16 protein-coding genes are annotated in these 17,283 nt (G+C 62.7%); 4 read left to right on the forward strand and 12 right to left on the reverse strand.

From position 1 onward, the window contains the following. The first annotated feature begins 49 nt into the window (after window positions 1-49). From AC1DLV_RS12210 to AC1DLV_RS12220, 3 genes are all read left to right on the forward strand, one after another. On the forward strand, window positions 50-988 hold the full coding sequence (locus tag AC1DLV_RS12210; protein ID WP_476800305.1) for a tyrosine recombinase XerC: 939 nt from the start codon (window positions 50-52) through the stop codon (window positions 986-988). 69 nt (window positions 989-1,057) lie between these two features. Continuing rightward, window positions 1,058-2,128, forward strand: a complete 1,071-nt coding sequence (locus AC1DLV_RS12215; RefSeq protein ID WP_476800329.1) for a TraB/GumN family protein — start codon at window positions 1,058-1,060, stop codon at window positions 2,126-2,128. 208 nt (window positions 2,129-2,336) lie between these two features. Then, a complete protein-coding gene (locus AC1DLV_RS12220) occupies window positions 2,337-2,651 on the forward strand; it encodes a hypothetical protein (RefSeq protein ID WP_476800306.1) in 315 nt (104 codons plus the stop codon). Window positions 2,652-2,723: 72 nt separating this feature from the next. Here the strand turns inward: AC1DLV_RS12220 and lpdA are convergent, their stop codons facing one another. The 10 genes from lpdA to mdh form a co-directional block, all read right to left on the reverse strand. Then, entirely contained in the window at window positions 2,724-4,130 is a 1,407-nt protein-coding gene (gene lpdA / locus AC1DLV_RS12225) for a dihydrolipoyl dehydrogenase (protein WP_476800307.1), read from the reverse strand. Window positions 4,131-4,156: 26 nt separating this feature from the next. Then, window positions 4,157-4,912: an SDR family oxidoreductase gene (locus AC1DLV_RS12230; RefSeq protein ID WP_476800308.1), complete on the reverse strand. Its 756-nt coding sequence runs from the start codon at window positions 4,910-4,912 to the stop codon at window positions 4,157-4,159. Continuing rightward, window positions 4,909-5,403 carry a hypothetical protein gene (locus AC1DLV_RS12235; RefSeq protein WP_476800309.1) on the reverse strand — a complete coding sequence of 165 codons (495 nt, stop codon included), beginning with the start codon at window positions 5,401-5,403 and terminating at the stop codon, window positions 4,909-4,911. Before AC1DLV_RS12235 ends, AC1DLV_RS12230 begins: the two co-directional genes overlap by 4 nt. Continuing rightward, window positions 5,403-6,047, reverse strand: a complete 645-nt coding sequence (locus tag AC1DLV_RS12240; protein ID WP_476800310.1) for a LysE family transporter — start codon at window positions 6,045-6,047, stop codon at window positions 5,403-5,405. The genes AC1DLV_RS12235 and AC1DLV_RS12240 overlap by 1 nt, the downstream gene beginning before the upstream one ends. After that, window positions 6,044-6,502, reverse strand: a complete 459-nt coding sequence (locus tag AC1DLV_RS12245) for a VOC family protein (protein ID WP_476800311.1) — start codon at window positions 6,500-6,502, stop codon at window positions 6,044-6,046. The genes AC1DLV_RS12240 and AC1DLV_RS12245 overlap by 4 nt, the downstream gene beginning before the upstream one ends. 210 nt (window positions 6,503-6,712) lie before the next feature. Beyond that, on the reverse strand, window positions 6,713-7,966 hold the full coding sequence (odhB, locus tag AC1DLV_RS12250) for a 2-oxoglutarate dehydrogenase complex dihydrolipoyllysine-residue succinyltransferase (RefSeq protein WP_476800312.1): 1,254 nt from the start codon (window positions 7,964-7,966) through the stop codon (window positions 6,713-6,715). Window positions 7,967-7,989: 23 nt separating this feature from the next. Beyond that, a complete protein-coding gene (locus AC1DLV_RS12255) occupies window positions 7,990-10,977 on the reverse strand; it encodes a 2-oxoglutarate dehydrogenase E1 component (RefSeq protein WP_476800313.1) in 2,988 nt (995 codons plus the stop codon). Window positions 10,978-11,100: 123 nt separating this feature from the next. Further along, window positions 11,101-11,997: a succinate--CoA ligase subunit alpha gene (gene sucD, locus AC1DLV_RS12260; protein WP_476800314.1), complete on the reverse strand. Its 897-nt coding sequence runs from the start codon at window positions 11,995-11,997 to the stop codon at window positions 11,101-11,103. Window positions 11,998-12,001: 4 nt separating this feature from the next. Continuing rightward, complete coding sequence (sucC, locus tag AC1DLV_RS12265; protein ID WP_476800315.1) at window positions 12,002-13,198, reverse strand: ADP-forming succinate--CoA ligase subunit beta; 1,197 nt, start codon at window positions 13,196-13,198, stop codon at window positions 12,002-12,004. Between the two features lie 11 nt (window positions 13,199-13,209). Then, the gene (gene mdh / locus AC1DLV_RS12270; RefSeq protein ID WP_476800316.1) at window positions 13,210-14,178 is read right to left on the reverse strand and encodes a malate dehydrogenase; all 969 of its coding nucleotides are present in this window, start codon (window positions 14,176-14,178) and stop codon (window positions 13,210-13,212) included. A 651-nt stretch (window positions 14,179-14,829) separates the two neighbouring features. Here mdh and AC1DLV_RS12275 point away from each other — a divergent pair. Next, a complete protein-coding gene (locus tag AC1DLV_RS12275; protein ID WP_476800330.1) occupies window positions 14,830-14,895 on the forward strand; it encodes a hypothetical protein in 66 nt (21 codons plus the stop codon). 332 nt (window positions 14,896-15,227) lie between these two features. Here the strand turns inward: AC1DLV_RS12275 and AC1DLV_RS12280 are convergent, their stop codons facing one another. Continuing rightward, window positions 15,228-15,935, reverse strand: coding sequence for an outer membrane protein (locus AC1DLV_RS12280; RefSeq protein ID WP_476800317.1), 708 nt, complete (start codon window positions 15,933-15,935; stop codon window positions 15,228-15,230). Between the two features lie 310 nt (window positions 15,936-16,245). Further along, window positions 16,246-16,926, reverse strand: coding sequence for an outer membrane protein (locus AC1DLV_RS12285; protein WP_476800318.1), 681 nt, complete (start codon window positions 16,924-16,926; stop codon window positions 16,246-16,248). Window positions 16,927-17,283: the final 357 nt, after the last annotated feature.

Genomic DNA, 17,283 nt, shown 5'->3' on the forward strand with positions numbered 1-17,283 from the left:
AACTTCACTCGTTCAACACTGCCATATTCCAATCGGACACCCGCTGCCAATGCAGGAATTCCTCATCGCCGCAAAACCCGACCTCCAGTCGGCGCGCGAAGGCTGGCTGAAGTCGCTTGCGGGCGAGCGACGGCTGTCGGCGGCGACGGTCGATGCCTATGAACGCGACACGCGCCAGTTCCTGCAATTCCTCACCGGCCATTGCGGCGGAGCCCCCGGCATCGCCGACATCCGCGACCTGCGCCCAGCCGATCTGCGCGGCTTCCTCGCCTCCCGCCGCGCCAATGGTGCCGGCGCCCGCACGCTTGGACGCGGACTGGCCGGGGTGCGTTCGCTGCTGCGCTTTCTCGAGCGCCAGGGCCTGGTCAATGCCGCAGGCTCCGCTGCCTTGCGTGCACCCAAGCAGCCGAAGTCACTGCCCAAGCCGCTGACGGCTGTTGACGCCAAGCGCGTCGTCTCGGCGGGCGAACAGCTTGCCGAAGAACCATGGATCGCCGCGCGCAACGCCGCCGTGCTCACCTTGCTCTACGGTGCTGGCCTGCGTATTTCGGAAGCGCTCAATCTCACCGCCACCGAACTGGCCTCGCCCGACGACACCGTGCTGCGCATATCAGGCAAGGGCGGCAAGACCCGGCTCGTGCCGGTGCTTCCGGTGGCGCTCGCAGCGGTTGCCGAATACCGCAGGCTTTGCCCCTATCATCTCGACCCCAATGGCGCCCTGTTTCGCGGTGCGCGCGGCGGCAAGCTCGACCCGGCGATCATCCAGCGTGACATGCGCAAGATGCGCTCGGCCTTGAACCTGCCCGACACGGCAACGCCGCATGCGCTGCGCCATTCCTTCGCCACCCATCTTCTTGGCCGTGGTGGCGACCTGCGCACCATCCAGGAACTGCTCGGCCACGCCTCCTTGTCGACCACCCAGATCTACACCGGCGTCGATACCGCCCGCCTGCTGGAGATCTACGAAGCCGCCCACCCGCGCGCCTGACATCCAAGCCGAACAATTGTCGCTGCCGAATTAACCGTTTTGCCGCTTTTGGCGGCTACACAAATGACCATGAGACGCACGACCGACTTCACCGACCGCGCCGCGACTTTCTCGCTGAAGCTACTTGCAGCACTCAACGTGGTGTTCTTCATCTTGTTCTTCACGGTGGCGTTCCTGCTCGCCGGTAAGGCGCATGCCGAAGCCCCCGCCTGCACCGGCTCGGATATGCTGACGGAGCTTGCCAAGAACGATCCGACGCTTCTGGCCAAAATCGAGACTGAAGCGAAGGACACGCTCAACGGCCAGGGCCTGTTGTGGAAACTGGAAAAGCCGGGCCAAAAGCCGTCCTGGCTCTATGGCACCATGCATGTCACCGACTCGCGCGTCACCAAGCTCGAGCCCGCCGCCCAAACGGCTTTCGACAGCGCGCACACGCTGGTCATCGAGACCACCGACGTGCTCGACCAGAACGCCATGCTCGCCAGCCTGATGAAGCAGCCCGAGCTGATGATGTTCACCGATGCCACGACGCTGCCCTCGCTGCTGTCGCCGGAAGACGCCAAGATCGTCAATTCCGCACTCGAATCGCGCGGCATCCCGCCCACCAGCGTCACCAAGATGAAGCCGTGGATGCTGTCGGCGATGGTCGCCCTGCCGGCCTGCGAGCTTGCCCGCAAGGCAGGCGGCGCGCCGGTGCTCGACATTCTTCTCGCCCAGCAGGCCAAGGCCGCTGGCAAGGACGTCAAAGGCCTTGAGACCGCCGCCGACCAGCTTTCGGCCATGGCCTCGCTGCCGATGGAGTTCCATATCAAGGGTCTCGTCGAGACCCTCAAGCTCGGCAACCGCATGGACGACGTCATCGAAACGATGGTCGTGCTCTACGAGCGCGGCGACACCGGCATGTTCTGGCCGCTGTTCCGCAACGCCTTGCCCAGCGGCAGCTCTGACGATTCCGGCTACGCCGCCTTCGAAGAAGCTATGGTGACGACGCGCAACAAGACCATGGTCGAGCGCGCCGATCCGCTGGTCAGCCAGGGCGACGCCTTCATGGCTGTCGGCGCGCTGCATCTGCCCGGCCCCGACGGGTTGGTCGAGCTGTTCCGCAAGGCCGGCTACACGGTCACCGTCGCCGACCGCTGACTCCCCGTCGTCAGGCGAACACCCCCTCAGTGGCGGTCACCGCCATCTTAAGTCGAGCGCCCTTCCGCTGCCTTGACGGCGTGGCGAAAACGCCCCTCTGGAACGTTCATTTCGAAAACTTCACGTCATTGTGAAACCGAAATGCGTTTCGCGCGTTGATTGTGATGTTCACGCAACGATTGCGGAGCGCAAGCTGAGGGAGATCTCAATGGTGAACAATCCAGATCCAGTACGTCCCCAGTCGGGCATGGGTAGCACGTGGCTCATAGCAATCATCGTCGTGTTGCTCGCCGCCGTGGCCTATTATATCTTTGGGCCCAAGCGCGCGGCAGCTCCGGTCGTCGAGCCACCGGCCGCAACCGCACCTGCCCCATCAACGACCGCACCAGCCGCGCCAGCGCCAGCACCTTCCGGCACGATGGCCCCTGCCCCCGCCGCGCCTTCTGGCGGCACCACCACGGCCCCCGCAGCGCCATCCGGCGGCACCACCACGGCACCTGCCCCGGCAGCCCCCGCAAACTGAGGTCCATACCCTCAAACGCAAACGGCCCGCTCATCGAGCGGGCCGTTTCGTTTTTGATGATGTTCGCTGGTCCTACATGTGGATCGGCTTGAAGAAGGTGGCGAGCGCTGCCTCCTTCACCGCTTCCGACATCGTCGGATGCGCGTGGCAGGTGCGGCCGAGATCTTCCGACGAACCGCCGAACTCCATCAGCACCGCTGCCTCGTGGATCATCTCGCCGGCACCGAAGCCGACGATATGCACGCCCAGCACCTTGTCGCTGTCCTTGTCGGCCAGCACCTTCACAAAGCCGTCGGTGTGCAGCATGGCGCGGGCACGCCCGTTGGCGGTGAACGGGAATTTTCCCGCCTTGTAGGCGATGCCTGCCTTCTTGAGTTCTTCTTCGGTCTTGCCGACCGAGGCGACTTCCGGGCTGGTGTAGACCACGCCGGGGATGACGTCGTAATTCACATGACCGGCCTGGCCGGCGATGATCTCAGCGACCGCAACACCCTCGTCTTCGGCCTTGTGCGCCAGCATCGGGCCAGCGACCACGTCGCCGATGGCATAGATGCCAGCGACGTTGGTGCGCAGGTGGCCGTCGGTCTTGACCCGGCCGCGCTCGTCCATCTCAACGCCGGCTTCCTTCAGGCCGAGGCCGTCGGTGTAGGGCCTACGGCCGGTGGCGACCAGAACAACGTCGGCCTCGATGGTTTCCGCCGCACCGCCCTTGACCGGTTCGAAGGTCACGACAGCGCCCTTCTTGGCCTTGGCGACACCTGTCACCTTGGAGCCGAGCTTGAACTCGAAACCTTGCTTGGCCAGCATGCGCTGGAACTGCTTGGCAACGTCGCCGTCCATGCCGCCCAGGATGGTGTCGAGATATTCGACCACCGTCACCTTGGCGCCGAGGCGTGCCCACACCGAGCCGAGCTCAAGGCCGATGACACCGCCGCCGACAACCACCAGATGGCCCGGCACCTTTTCCAGCGACAGCGCACCCGTGGACGAGATGATCACCTTCTCGTCGAAGGCGACGTCGACGCCTGGAATGCCGGCAACGTCGGAGCCGGTGGCAATCACGATGTTCTTGGTCTCGATCTCCTCGACCTTGCCGTCCTCGCCAATGACGGCAACCTTGCCGGCGGCAACCACCTTGCCGGTGCCCCTGAAGCTGTCGATCTTGTTCTTCTTGAACAGGAACGACACGCCGCTCACGTTGGAGGCAACCGTCGTATCCTTGTGCGCCATCATCTTCTTGAGGTTCATCTTGGGCGTGCCGACCTCGACGCCGAGCGCGTCGAAGGAATGCTGCGCCTCGGCCAGCATTTCCGAGGCGTGCAGCAGCGCCTTGGAGGGAATGCAGCCGATGTTCAGGCAGGTGCCGCCGAAGGTCACGTTCTTCTCGACCACGGCGACCTTCAATCCGAGCTGTGCAGCCTTGATGGCGCACACATAGCCGCCTGGGCCCGATCCGATAACGACGACGTCATATGCCATTGTTCTGTCCTTCTTGCCTGGGGCGGTCAGCGGCCGCCACTCACGTTCAAAATTGAGCCCGTCGTATATGATGCCTCATCCGACAAAAGCCAGATGACGGCATGTGCGACTTCTTCGGCCTTGCCTTCGCGCTTCATCGGCACGAAACCGCGAATCGCAGCGATGCGGTCCGGCTGTCCGCCTGAGGCGTGGATTTCGGTGTCGATGATGCCTGGGCGCACCGCATTGACGCGCACGCCCTCGGTCGCAACCTCTTTGGCAAGCCCAATGGTGAAGGTGTCGATCGCGCCCTTCGACGCGGCATAGTCGACATATTCGCCGGGCGAACCGAGCGTCGCTGCCGCCGACGAGATGTTGACGATCGCACCACCCGCACCACCATGCAGGCTCGACATGCGCTTAACCGCCTCGCGGGCGCACAGGATCGAGCCAACGACGTTGATGCGCATCATGCGCTCCAGCCGCGCCAGATCCATTTGGTCGACACGGGCCTTCACGTCGACGATGCCGGCATTGTTGACGAAAGCGTCGAGCCGGCCATAGGCGGCGTCGACAGCTTTGAACATGCCAAGCACGTCAGCCTCGTTGCCGACATCGCCCTTGGCGGCAAACGCCTCGCCGCCGGCAGCCTTGATCTCGGCGACCAGCGCATCGGCGGCATTCTTGTTCGACGCATAGTTGACCGCAACGCGGTACCCGGCCTTGGCGGCCAACCGGCAGATGGCGGCACCGATGCCGCGGCTGCCGCCGGTCACCAGCAGAACTTTGCCTAAAGCACTCATTCCTGGCACCCCTTTAACTCGAAAACGTCCCCCGGCACCTTGGAAAACCCTTGCGGGCCATAGGCAGCGGAGGTCCTGAGCGAATGGCCGAGGTCGGAGAAAACAAGTTTTTTCGGTGCTGCCGCCTCGGTGCGTTCACGTGGCAAAAGCCCAACATTGCCTTGCTCGTCAACGCTGTAGATCACGCCCTGCCACACCGTGCAGGCCGCGATCTCCTCGCCGGTCGCGTCGCCTTCCGGGCACTGGTGCATCAGCATGCCGTTCGGCCGTGCCACGTCCTGCGACCACATCACAACGCCGTCGAGCACGACGTCACCGTCCAGCACCATCTTGAAGCTGTTGGTCACGACAGCCGATTCCAGCGTCGGCCTGAAGTCGATCTCGGCGACCTTGTCGCGGTCGCCATAGACAGCAAGCTCGATCGGGCATGCCGCATGGGCCGTCGTCGCCGACGCCATCGCCACAGCCGAAATGAGCGTTGCCAGCCGCATCAGCCAGCCTGTACCGTGGCGAGCTTCAGGCCAAGCCCGATGAAGATCATGCCAGTCGCCTTGTTGAACCAGCGGCCCCAGGCAACGAAGCGCTCGCGCACCGAGGCCATGGTGAAGAACATCGACACGCCGACGAACCATGCGATCAACACCACCGCCATCAGCAGGCCATACACACCCTTCACCGCAGCGGGCGTCTCATGGCTGACCATCGCGGTAAACAACGGCAGGAAAAACAGCACCGCCTTGGGGTTGAGCGCGTTGGTGACGAAGCCCGTCAGGAAGCAGCGCACGGCCGAAATTTCCTTGGCCTGGTCGCCACCATCCTGCACATCGACTGAAGCCAGCTCCATCGGGCCGGCGCGCAACGCCTTGATGCCGAGATAAAGCAGATAGGCAGCACCCGCCCACTTGATCAGGGAAAACAGCAGCAGCGACTTCGACACGATCAGTCCGATGCCCAAAATGGTATAGCTGACATGGAACAGCAGCGATACGCCGATGCCGAAGCTGGTGATGATGGCGGCACGGCGGCCATGCACCACGCTCTGGCGCACCACCATGACGAAGTCCGCGCCCGGCACCACCATCAGCACCGAAAACACCGCCAGCAGGCCGGCAAATTCAAAGGCGTATTGCGTCATGGCCTGTCGTCCTTCGCCGGCGCTCCCAAAAGCGCATTGCCCAAAGCTGCATTGAATGCCCAGACATGGCCGAACGGGTCCTGGATCTTGGCGTAGCGGGCGCCCCAGAACATGTCGTCGGGCTGCATGGTGATCCTGGCGCCGGCAGCCGCCGCGCGCTCGACGGCGGCGTCCACTTCACCCGGCAGCTTCAGATTGATGTTGACGGTCATGCTGGCACCGCCCCGCGTCTGCGGCGACAGCACATCTGCGCCGAATTCGGGAAACTCGTCGTGCAGCATCACTTCGCCGCCGAACATGGCAAGGTTCGCATGCATCACGCGAACCCCGTCATCGGCCATCTGCTCGAAGGTCTCGACCGCGTCGAACGCCTTTTCGTAGAAGGCGATCGCGGCCTTGCCGCCCTTGACGCACAGATGCACCTGGATTGGGGGAATTTCCGGTTCGAAAGCCATGATCCGGTTCTTTCGTCTAGCGGACTAACGGTGTGTCGCGATTCAGGTCAGGCCGAGCTGAAAATGGTGGATTCCGAGAACCGGAACGGAGCGTACATTTAAGTACGTGAGTACCGGAAGCGCAGGAAACCGCCATTTGCAAGCCGGCATCACCTGAATATCACACACCGTAGAGCGGGTTTGTTCAAACCCGCTCTATACGCCTCAGCCTCAGAGGTCGAGAACCAGACGCTCCGGATCTTCCAGGCTGTCCTTGACGCGCACCAGGAAGGTCACGGCTTCCTTGCCGTCGACGATGCGGTGATCGTAGGAAAGCGCCAGATACATCATCGGACGGATGACGATCTGCCCGCCGACCACGACCGGACGGTCCTGGATCTTGTGCATGCCCAAAATGCCCGACTGCGGCGCATTCAGGATCGGCGTCGACATCAGCGAACCGTAGACGCCACCATTGGAGATGGTGAAGGTGCCGCCCTGCATGTCGGCAACCGACAGCTTGCCATCGCGTGCGGCAAGGCCGAGGCGACCGATTTCCTTTTCGATCTCGGCGATCGACATCTGGTCGGCATCGCGCACGACCGGAACCACCAGGCCCTTTTCGGTGCCGACGGCGACGCCGACATGGGCGAAGTTCTTGTAGATGATGTCGGTGCCATCGATCTCGGCGTTGACGGCCGGGATTTCCTTCAGTGCATGCGTCACCGCCTTGGTGAAGAAGCCCATGAAGCCGAGCTTCACCCCATGCTTCTTTTCAAAGACGTCTTTGTACTTGGTGCGCAGCGCCATCACGGCGCTCATGTCGACCTCGTTGAAGGTGGTCAGCATGGCAGCCGCCGACTGCGCTTCCTTGAGGCGGCGCGCGATCGTCTGGCGCAGCTTGGTCATGCGCACGCGCTCTTCGCGCGGTGCATCGACAGCGCTCGAAGGGGCGCGGGCTACCACTGGGGCAGCAACCGGAGCTGCGGCGGGCGCGGAAATGCCCTTGGTGATGGCGTCGAGCACGTCGCCCTTCAGCACCTGGCCGCGCTTGCCCGAACCGGCAACCTGATCGACCGACAGGTTGGTCTCGGCAAGCAGCTTGGCTGCAGCCGGTGCCGGCGGCATCTTGCGCTCTTCGATAGCCGGTGCGCCGGCCACCGAAGCGGTCTGCGCCACGGCTTCCTTGACGGTCGAAGCCGAAGCCTGAGCCACCGCTGCGGGCTTTGCAGCAGCCACAGCGCCGTCACCGGCGGCAATGGTGCCCAAAAGCGCGCCAACGCCAACGGTCTCGCCTTCCTTGACGGTCAGCTCGACCAGCACGCCGGCGGAAGGTGCCGGCACTTCGATGGTGACCTTGTCGGTCTCGAGTTCAACCAAGGGCTCATCGACGGCGATCACGTCGCCGGCCTTCTTGAACCACTTGCCGATCGTTGCCTCGGAGACGGATTCGCCGAGGGTAGGGACACGGATTTCGGTAGCCATTTTTTGCCTGTCCGTTCTTTAAGTTATTCGCCGAGGGCGTCGTCGAGGAATGCCTGGAGCTGCGCCAGGTGCTTGGACATCAGGCCCGTCGCCGGAGAGGCGGCGGCCGGACGGCCGGTGTAGCGAACGCGCTGGTGCTTGGCGTCGATATGGGCGAGCACCCATTCCAGATACGGATCGATGAACGACCACGCGCCCATGTTCTTGGGCTCTTCCTGGCACCATACCATTTCCGCGTTGCGGAAGCGGCTGAGTTCGGTGATCAGCGCCTTGGCCGGGAACGGATAGAGCTGCTCGACGCGCAACAGATAGATGTCGTCGATGCCGCGCTTCTCGCGCTCCTCATAGAGATCGTAATAGACCTTGCCGGTGCAGAGCACGACGCGGCGGATCTTCGAATCCTTGACCAGCTTGATCGGCTCGTTGTCGAGATACTGGGCGTCGTCCCACAGAAGACGGTGGAACGAGCTTTCGCCCGAAATCTCCGACAGCGAAGACACGGCCCGCTTGTGGCGCAGCAGCGACTTCGGCGTCATCAGGATCAGCGGCTTGCGGAAGTCGCGCTTCAGCTGCCGGCGCAGGATGTGGAAGTAGTTGGCCGGCGTCGTGACGTTGGCCACCTGCATGTTGTCTTCAGCGCAAAGCTGCAGGAAGCGTTCAAGACGTGCCGACGAATGCTCCGGACCCTGGCCCTCATAGCCATGCGGCAGAAGGCAGACGAGACCCGACATGCGCAGCCACTTGCGTTCGCCCGACGAGATGAACTGGTCGAACACCACCTGCGCGCCGTTGGCGAAGTCGCCGAACTGCGCTTCCCAAAGCGTCAGCGCCTTGGGCTCGGCAAGCGAATAGCCATATTCGAAGCCGAGCACGGCCTCTTCGGAGAGCATCGAGTTGATGACCTCATAACCGGCCTGTGCCGCCGACAGATTGTTGAGCGGGATGTAGCGCGTCTCGTCCCTCTGGTCGTAGAGCACCGAGTGGCGCTGCGAGAACGTGCCGCGCTCGGAATCCTGGCCGGAAAGGCGGATCGGGTTGCCGTCGAGCAGGATCGAGCCGAACGCCAGCGCTTCCGCCGTCGACCAGTCGATGCCTTCGCCCGATTCGATCATCTTGCGGCGCGTTTCGAGGAAACGGCTGATCGTCTTGTGCGCCTCGAAATCGGCAGGCACCTCGGTCAGCTTCTTGCCGATTTCCTTCAGCGTCTTGACCGGCATCGCGGTCTTGCCGCGACGCTGTTCGTCCTGGTTGTCGGCCGTGCGCAGGCCCGACCAGGCACCGTCCAGCCAGTCGGCCTTGTTGGGCTTGTAGGCCTGGCCGATCTCCCACTCGGTTTCGAGATGAGCACGCCAGTCGGCGCGCATCTTGTCGAGCTCGGCCTGGGCCATCTGGCCATCGGCGATCAGCTTGTCGGCATAGATCTGCACCGTGGTCTTGTGGGTGCGGATGTTGCGGTACATCAGCGGCTGGGTGAACGCAGGCTCGTCGCCTTCGTTGTGGCCGAAGCGGCGGTAGCAGAACATGTCCACGACCACCGGCTTGTGGAACTTCATGCGGAATTCGGTCGCGACCTTGGCCGCGAACACCACCGCTTCCGGATCGTCGCCATTGACGTGGAAGATCGGCGCTTCGATCATCTTGGCAACGTCGGACGGGTAAGGCGACGAGCGCGAGAAGCGCGGGTTCGTCGTGAAGCCGATCTGGTTGTTGATGATGAAATGCAGCGTGCCGGCAACGCGATGGCCGCGCAGGCCAGACAGGCCGAGGATTTCGGCGATCACGCCCTGGCCAGCGAACGCAGCATCGCCGTGCAGCAGAAGCGGCATCACCTTGGCGCGCTCTTCCTGCGGCACGATCTCGCCGCGCGCACGGCCAAACAGCTGGTCCTGCTTGGCGCGCGCCTTGCCCATCACCACCGGATCGACGATCTCGAGATGCGAGGGATTGGCGGTCAGCGAGAGGTGGACCTTGTTGCCGTCGAATTCGCGGTCCGAGGAAGCGCCGAGATGGTACTTCACGTCGCCCGAGCCTTCGACGTCGTCAGGCGCGTAGGAGCCGCCCTTGAACTCGTGGAAAATGGCACGGTGCGGCTTGGCCATCACCTGGCTGAGCACGTTGAGGCGGCCGCGGTGGGCCATGCCGAACACGACCTCCTTGAGACCGAGCGAACCACCGCGCTTGAGGATCTGCTCAAGCGCCGGGATCAGCGCTTCGCCGCCGTCGAGGCCGAAGCGCTTGGTGCCCTTGTACTTGACGTCGATGAACTGCTCGAAGCCCTCGGCCTCGACCAGCTTGTGCAGGATCGCCTTCTTGCCTTCGTCGGTGAAGGCGATCGCCTTGTCCGGACCCTCGATGCGGGCCTGGATCCATGCCTTCTCCTCGGGATCGGAGATGTGCATGAACTCGACGCCGAGCGTCGAGCAATAGGTGCGCTTGAGAATTTCGAGCATGTCGCGGATGGTCGCGTATTCGAGCCCGAGCACATGGTCGATGAAGATCGGCCGGTCATAGTCGGCTTCGGTGAAGCCATAGGCCTCCGGCGACAGCTCGTTATAATCTTCCAGCGGCTTGGCGATGCCGAGCGGATCGAGATTGGCGTGCAGATGGCCGCGCATGCGGTAGGCGCGGATCATCATGATCGCGCGCACGGAATCGCGCGTCGCCTGCAGCACATCGGTCGGCGAAGGGGCAGCGCCGGCGGCGACAGCCTTGTCCTTGACCTTCTTTTCGATGAGCTTTTCGACCATGCCCCAGTTGCCGTCGAGCGCGGAAACCAGTTCGCCATTGGCCTGCAGCGGCCAGCTCGGCGTCGACCACGAAGCGCCCTTGGCGTTCTTGCGGATGTCGACGGCGTCGTCCTTCAGCGCCGAAAAGAAATCGCGCCACTCGGGATCGACCGCTTCGGGGTCATCGAGATAGGCGGCGTGAAGCGCCTCGATATAGTCGGCATTGCCGCCATAGAGGAACGAAGTGAGGGAAAATTGGTCGTTGGCCTGATCTGATCGTGCCATCTTATCGCTCGGAGCCTCTGGCTCCGTCTCCTTTGTCAAAAGGGAGTAGGGGAGTAAGGCAGTAGGGCATTAGGTTCGATTACCTTACTGCCCTATTGCCCCACTCCCCTATTGCCTTAGCCCTTAGCCCTTAATCGCCTCGACCAGTGTGGTGCCGAGACGTGCCGGCGATGGCGACACGCGGATGCCCGCTGCCTCCATAGCCGAAATCTTGTCTTCCGCGCCGCCCTTGCCGCCGGAGATCACAGCACCGGCATGGCCCATGGTGCGGCCTTCTGGTGCTGTGCGCCCGGCGATGAAGCCGGCCATCGGCTTCTTGCGGCCGCGCTTGGCTTCGTCGATGAGGAACTGCGCTGCGTCCTCTTCGGCCGAACCGCCGATTTCGCCGATCATGATGATCGACTTGGTTTCGTCGTCGGCCAGGAACATCTCGAGCATGTCGATGAATTCCGTGCCCTTGACTGGGTCGCCGCCGATGCCGACTGCCGTCGACTGGCCGAGACCGGCATTCGTTGTCTGGAACACCGCCTCATAGGTAAGCGTGCCCGAGCGCGAAACAACGCCCACCGAACCCTTGCGGAAGATGTTGCCCGGCATGATGCCGATCTTGCACTGGTCAGGCGTGACGATGCCCGGGCAGTTCGGGCCGATCAGGCGCGAGGTCGAGCGGTCGAGACGGGCCTTGACCTTGATCATGTCCGAGACAGGGATGCCTTCGGTGATGCACACGATCAGCGGGATCTCGGCGTCGATCGCCTCGATGATCGCAGCAGCGGCACCTGCCGGCGGCACATAGACCACGGACGCGTTGGCGCCGGTCTTTTCCTTGCCTTCGGCAACCGTCGAGAAGATCGGCAGCGGCACGGAACCGTCCCACTTTTCGCCGCCCTTCTTGGGGTGGATGCCGCCGACCATCTTGGTGCCGTGATAGGCCAGCGCCTGCTCGGTGTGGAACGAACCGGTGTTGCCGGTCAGGCCCTGCACCAGGATCTTGGTGTTCTTGTCGATGAGAATGGACATTGGCTCAGTTTCCCTTCACCGCGGCGACGATCTTCTTCGCCGCGTCGTCGAGGTCGTCGGCGGAAACGACGTTCAGCCCGCTCTCGTTGATGATCTTCTTGCCGAGTTCCGCATTGGTGCCTTCGAGGCGAACCACCAGCGGAACCTTGAGCCCGACTTCCTTGACGGCCGCGATCACGCCTTCGGCGATGATGTCGCACTTCATGATGCCGCCGAAGATGTTGATCAGGATGCCCTTCACGGCCGGATCGGCGGTGATGATCTTGAACGCCGCCGTCACCTTCTCCTTGGAAGCGCCGCCACCAACGTCGAGGAAGTTGGCAGGCTCGGCACCATAGAGCTTGATGATGTCCATCGTCGCCATGGCGAGACCAGCACCATTGACCATGCAGCCGATGTTGCCGTCGAGCGCGACATAAGCGAGGTCATATTTCGACGCTTCGATTTCCTTGGCGTCTTCTTCGGTGGTGTCGCGCAGCTCGAGCACGTCGGGGTGACGGAACAGCGCGTTGTTGTCGAACGACACCTTGGCGTCGAGCACGCGCAGGCGGCCGTTCTTCATGACGATCAGCGGGTTGACCTCGAGCAGGCTCATGTCCTTGTCGACAAAGGCCTTGTAGAGGATCGGAAACAGCTTTTCGCCGTCGCTTGCTGCCTCGCCCGAAAGCTTCAATGCCGCGTTCAGCGCCTTGAGGTCGTCTGCGGTGACGCCCTTTTCCGGGTCGATCGCAACGGTGATGATCTTTTCGGGCGTGTCATGCGCGACAGCCTCGATGTCCATGCCGCCTTCGGTCGAAACCACGAAGGCAACGCGGCCGACCGAACGGTCGACCAGGATCGACAGATACAGCTCGCGATCGATGTCGGCGCCGTCTTCGATGTAGAGGCGGTTGACCTGCTTGCCGGCCGGGCCGGTCTGCTTGGTCACCAGCGTGTTGCCGAGCATTTCCTTGGAAAACGCCACGACCTCTTCGATCGACTTGGCCAGACGCACGCCGCCCTTGGCATCAGCCGGCAGCTCCTTGAACTTGCCCTTGCCGCGGCCGCCGGCGTGGATCTGGCTCTTCACCACATAAAGCGGACCCGGCAGCGCCTTGGCCGCCGCTTCCGCCTCTTCGATCTTGAACACCGGCACGCCGTCAGCGACGGGCGCACCGAAACCCTTCAAGAGCTGCTTGCCCTGATATTCGTGGATGTTCATGCGCTTGATCCTTACTTCGTGGCGAGGTTCGGCGCGATAGCGACGCAGGCTTCGCAAAGGCCCTTCACGGCCTCGACCGACTTTTCGAACATCTTCTGCTCGGCCTTGTTGAAGTCGATCTCGATGACGCGCTCGACGCCGCCAGCACCGATCACCACCGGCACGCCTACATACATGTCCTTGATGCCATACTGGCCCGACAGATGCGTTGCGCAAGGCAGCACGCGCTTCTTGTCCTTGAGATAGGCCTCAGCCATGGAAATCGCCGAAGATGCCGGCGCGTAATAGGCCGAACCGGTCTTGAGCAGGCCGACGATCTCGCCGCCACCCTTGCGGGTGCGCTCGACGATGGCGTCGAGCTTTTCCTGGCTGGTCCAGCCCATCTTGATGAGGTCCGGCAGCGGAATGCCGGCAACCGTCGAATAGCGCACCATCGGCACCATGTCGTCGCCGTGTCCGCCGAGCGTCATGGCGCTGACGTCTTCGACCGAAACCTTGAACTCTTCGGCCAGGAAGTGGCGGAAGCGCGCCGAATCGAGCACGCCGGCCATGCCGACGACGTGGCTCTTGGGCAGGCCCGAGAACTTCTGCAGCGCCCAGACCATGGCGTCGAGCGGGTTGGTGATGCAGATGACGAACGCCTTGGGGGCATACTTCTTGATGCCGGCGCCAACCTGTTCCATCACCTTGAGGTTGATGCCAAGCAGGTCGTCGCGGCTCATGCCGGGCTTGCGCGGCACGCCTGCGGTGACGATGCAGACATCGGCACCTTCGATGCCGGCATAATCGTTGACGCCGGTGAAGCGCGAGTCGAAGCCGTCGACCGGCGAGGACTGGGCGATATCGAGGCCCTTGCCCTGCGGGGTGCCTTCGGCAATATCAAACAGAACCACGTCGCCGAGGTCTTTGAGACCGATCATATGGGCGAGCGTGCCGCCGATCATGCCGGAGCCGATGAGGGCTATCTTGTTGCGTGCCATGAAGGAATTCCCTTTGCCTTTAACGACGCCGTGGCGGCGGGGTGGAGTAGGTTTGGGCCAGAGAGGCTGCGAGAATGCAGCCAGAAATAGCGGCTCGCAATAGCTCCGTGGCCAAAAATATTCAACCGATTATTTCGACCTCAACTATTTCAATCGGTTAGAAACAACGGGATTTACGTAAACGTCAAAGTTTTGTGACGGCCTTATGAAGAAAAGGTGAAGAAGCGTGATGACGTCAGTCGAAATCCGCAGACTTTCTCCCGGCGACGCGTACCTGCTCGACAATGTCGCCGCCGGCGTCTTCGACGAAGCGGTCGATCCTGTCAGGCCAGTGCATGATCCCCAAAATCGGTTCCGATTTTGGGAAAGGATCATGCACCACTCATAACTGCCACAGCGTCCTTTGCGCGTCCAATGGGACGCGCGGCGCTGTGCGGCTTGCCTTGCTTCCCCAGGCCATCTTCTTTTCGTGGCCCTCGATGATGGCCAGGTTGTGGCGCAGGCGGCCGGCATGGTCCATCGCCATCCCGACAAGCCGACGGAGCTTGCGAGCATGATCCCGAAAAGTGGGAACCGGTTTTCGGATAAGATCATGCTCCACAAAGAGATGTCGACGAGGTCGGTGTCTCGCCCGCGTGGCAACGCCGCGGCATCGCCAACCTCCTGATGGACGCGCTCTTCGCCGCCGGCCGCGAGGCAGGCTGCGAGGAAGCCTGACTCGGCACCGAACTCGACAACGTGCCTGCCCGCGCCCTTTACGCCGCGCGCAAGGAACCCGCCGGCCCGGCGGAAACCTTCGTCATGTATGTCTATGATCTGAGGGATGGTGGCTGAATAGCGGCCGGCTTTGCACCCCACCCCTTACCCCTCCCCACAAGGGGGAGGGGAATGCCCTCGCCGCCGTTTTCACCAATCGATGAACTTCAGGTGCCGAAAAGTCCCCCTCCCCCTTGTGGGGAGGGGTTAGGGGTGGGGGTATTTGCCATGCGATCTCCCAACCAACAAAAACCCCGGCACGAGGCCGGGGTTTTGGGTCGGCAAAAGCCTGATCAGAACTTGTAGGCGAGACCGACGCGGACGTCGTTGGTCGTCACCCCGACCTCGCCGGCAGCCAGCCCGTCGGACATATCGAAATTGCCGAAATCCGTGTAGCGGTATTCGAACCGACCGATCAATGCGTCGGTAAATGCGTATTCGAGGCCGGCGCCGATCGTCCAGCCGACCATCGTGTCGTCGGCCGAGGCCGCAGTCACACCCGCGGCGGTGAACCTGGTGGCATCGACACTGCCAAAAGCCAGGCCGCCGGCGATATAGGGCAAGAACCGATCCATGGCATAGCCTGCCTTCATACGTAGGGCGCCGGTCCAGTTGAGCTGATAGTCAACGCCGGCATCGAGCGGCCCGGTCACGCCGTTGAGCGCTGCCTCGCCAAAGCCGTCGGCATTGGTCCAGGCGATATCGCCATCCACGCCGAGCACGACATTGTTGGTGAACTGGTAGTTGTAGCCGGCATAGATGCCGCCGAGCCAGCCATCGATACTGCCATCGGCGGAAAGGCCCGGCAGGCCCTGAACGCCGAACGACCCGTCGCCCCAGAGATAGCCTGTCTGCACGCCGAAATAACCGCCGGTCCAGCTGAAAATGGGTGGCGCAACCTCAATAGGCACAGGTGGGGCCTCGACCACCGGCATGTCGGCCGCGGAAGCCACGCCAGCAAGGCCAAGCAAAAATGCGGAAGTAAGGAACACTCGTTTCACGGCAACGCTCCATATCAGCCCCACCTAATACATATCACAACTACCGGCTTTGGACACCCGATCGATCGTTTCAGGGGCGGCTTTCGGCTCTGCCTGTAGCCTTGCGGCAACAGTTCCGGGGTCGGCGCGGGCATCAAGGGCCGCGTATGGAGGTCGGATTAGCACCTGAAAGATGGCCGGATTGCCGCGCTCCGGCTCGTGCGTTGCGTGGAACTTTTTCCACGAATGGAGCTGATTTCTTTCGGCCTAGCAGGCAGCACCCCAATAAAAAACCCCGGCGCGAGGCCGGGGTTTGCAGCCGTGCCCGCTCTCAGAACTTGTAGGCGACGCCGAACCGAACGTCGTGTGTCTTAAGCTCCGCGGTTGCGAGCGGCGTCAGATCGAAATCGCCGAAATCCGTATAGCGATACTCGACGCGGCCGATGAGATTGTCGGTAAAGGCGTACTCGACACCGGCACCAACAGTCCATCCGACCATCGTGTCGCCCATGACCGGGCTGATCGGAAAGCCATCGTCGATGGCATGGACGTTGATGTCAGCGAAGGCAACGCCGCCGGCGACATAGGGCAGCAGCCGGTCCATCGCGTAACCGACCTTCACGCGCGCCGCGCCGGACCAGTTGAGCTCATACACGTCGCCGATCTCGGGTGGCGGAAGAGGGATACCCCAGGGATCATAGGCCTGCCCGAAACCATCGGCATTGCCGACCGTGAGGTCGGCTTCGACACCGATCACCACCTGGTTCGCCAGTTGATGGTTGTAGCCGGCATAAACGCCGCCAAGCCAACCATCGACATCGGGCTCGGAATTCCAGCCGGTTGCAGCCGTCGTCCGCCCATTGCCCCAGAGATGACCGGCCTGCACACCGGCATATCCGCCGGTCCAGACGAAGGCGCCCGCCGGCTGGGCCACGGATGTGGCATCCGCAGCCAGTGCGGCACTGGTGGACACGGCAATCAGCCACGCCGCCCCAAACGTCATCAATTTCATTCGCCTCTGCTCCTTCGCTATTTTCGACTGCAAGGAGAACCCTGCAGCTTGGCGACATGCCCCGCAGCTTCAGTCAGGGAAATACGGCAGATGGCGTATATCGCCAGAGATCGACCCGGGCGGCGCTCGATCTGTCASCATYTGTCAGCAWCAAGCGTGGATAGCCGGCCCTGTTTYTCCACGCCCYCTCCACCTRCCGTATCATTATCTCGCGATCTTCCACGGGACCCCGGTGCGCACCGGGCTCGGGGGGAAGCGCCGGTGCCGGGCTGGTGGGAGGTCGGTTCTCCTGCTGGGTGATGAGCCCCCAAGCCCGGGCCTTGCGGCGGCTGGCGGTGAAAGCCGAGGCGACTGAGC

Source organism: Aminobacter sp. 01T433, from assembly GCF_056398585.1.

Excerpts from the sequence above, each read along its gene's own strand:
- AC1DLV_RS12210 (WP_476800305.1), top strand. The coding sequence starts at position 50 with ATGCAGGAATTCCTCATCGCCGCAAAACCCGACCTCCAGTCGGCGCGC.
- AC1DLV_RS12215 (WP_476800329.1), top strand. The coding sequence starts at position 1,058 with ATGAGACGCACGACCGACTTCACCGACCGCGCCGCGACTTTCTCGCTG.
- AC1DLV_RS12220 (WP_476800306.1), top strand. The coding sequence starts at position 2,337 with ATGGTGAACAATCCAGATCCAGTACGTCCCCAGTCGGGCATGGGTAGC.
- lpdA (WP_476800307.1), bottom strand. The coding sequence starts at position 4,130 with ATGGCATATGACGTCGTCGTTATCGGATCGGGCCCAGGCGGCTATGTG.
- AC1DLV_RS12230 (WP_476800308.1), bottom strand. The coding sequence starts at position 4,912 with ATGAGTGCTTTAGGCAAAGTTCTGCTGGTGACCGGCGGCAGCCGCGGC.
- AC1DLV_RS12235 (WP_476800309.1), bottom strand. The coding sequence starts at position 5,403 with ATGCGGCTGGCAACGCTCATTTCGGCTGTGGCGATGGCGTCGGCGACG.
- AC1DLV_RS12240 (WP_476800310.1), bottom strand. The coding sequence starts at position 6,047 with ATGACGCAATACGCCTTTGAATTTGCCGGCCTGCTGGCGGTGTTTTCG.
- AC1DLV_RS12245 (WP_476800311.1), bottom strand. The coding sequence starts at position 6,502 with ATGGCTTTCGAACCGGAAATTCCCCCAATCCAGGTGCATCTGTGCGTC.
- odhB (WP_476800312.1), bottom strand. The coding sequence starts at position 7,966 with ATGGCTACCGAAATCCGTGTCCCTACCCTCGGCGAATCCGTCTCCGAG.
- AC1DLV_RS12255 (WP_476800313.1), bottom strand. The coding sequence starts at position 10,977 with ATGGCACGATCAGATCAGGCCAACGACCAATTTTCCCTCACTTCGTTC.
- sucD (WP_476800314.1), bottom strand. The coding sequence starts at position 11,997 with ATGTCCATTCTCATCGACAAGAACACCAAGATCCTGGTGCAGGGCCTG.
- sucC (WP_476800315.1), bottom strand. The coding sequence starts at position 13,198 with ATGAACATCCACGAATATCAGGGCAAGCAGCTCTTGAAGGGTTTCGGT.
- mdh (WP_476800316.1), bottom strand. The coding sequence starts at position 14,178 with ATGGCACGCAACAAGATAGCCCTCATCGGCTCCGGCATGATCGGCGGC.
- AC1DLV_RS12285 (WP_476800318.1), bottom strand. The coding sequence starts at position 16,926 with ATGAAATTGATGACGTTTGGGGCGGCGTGGCTGATTGCCGTGTCCACC.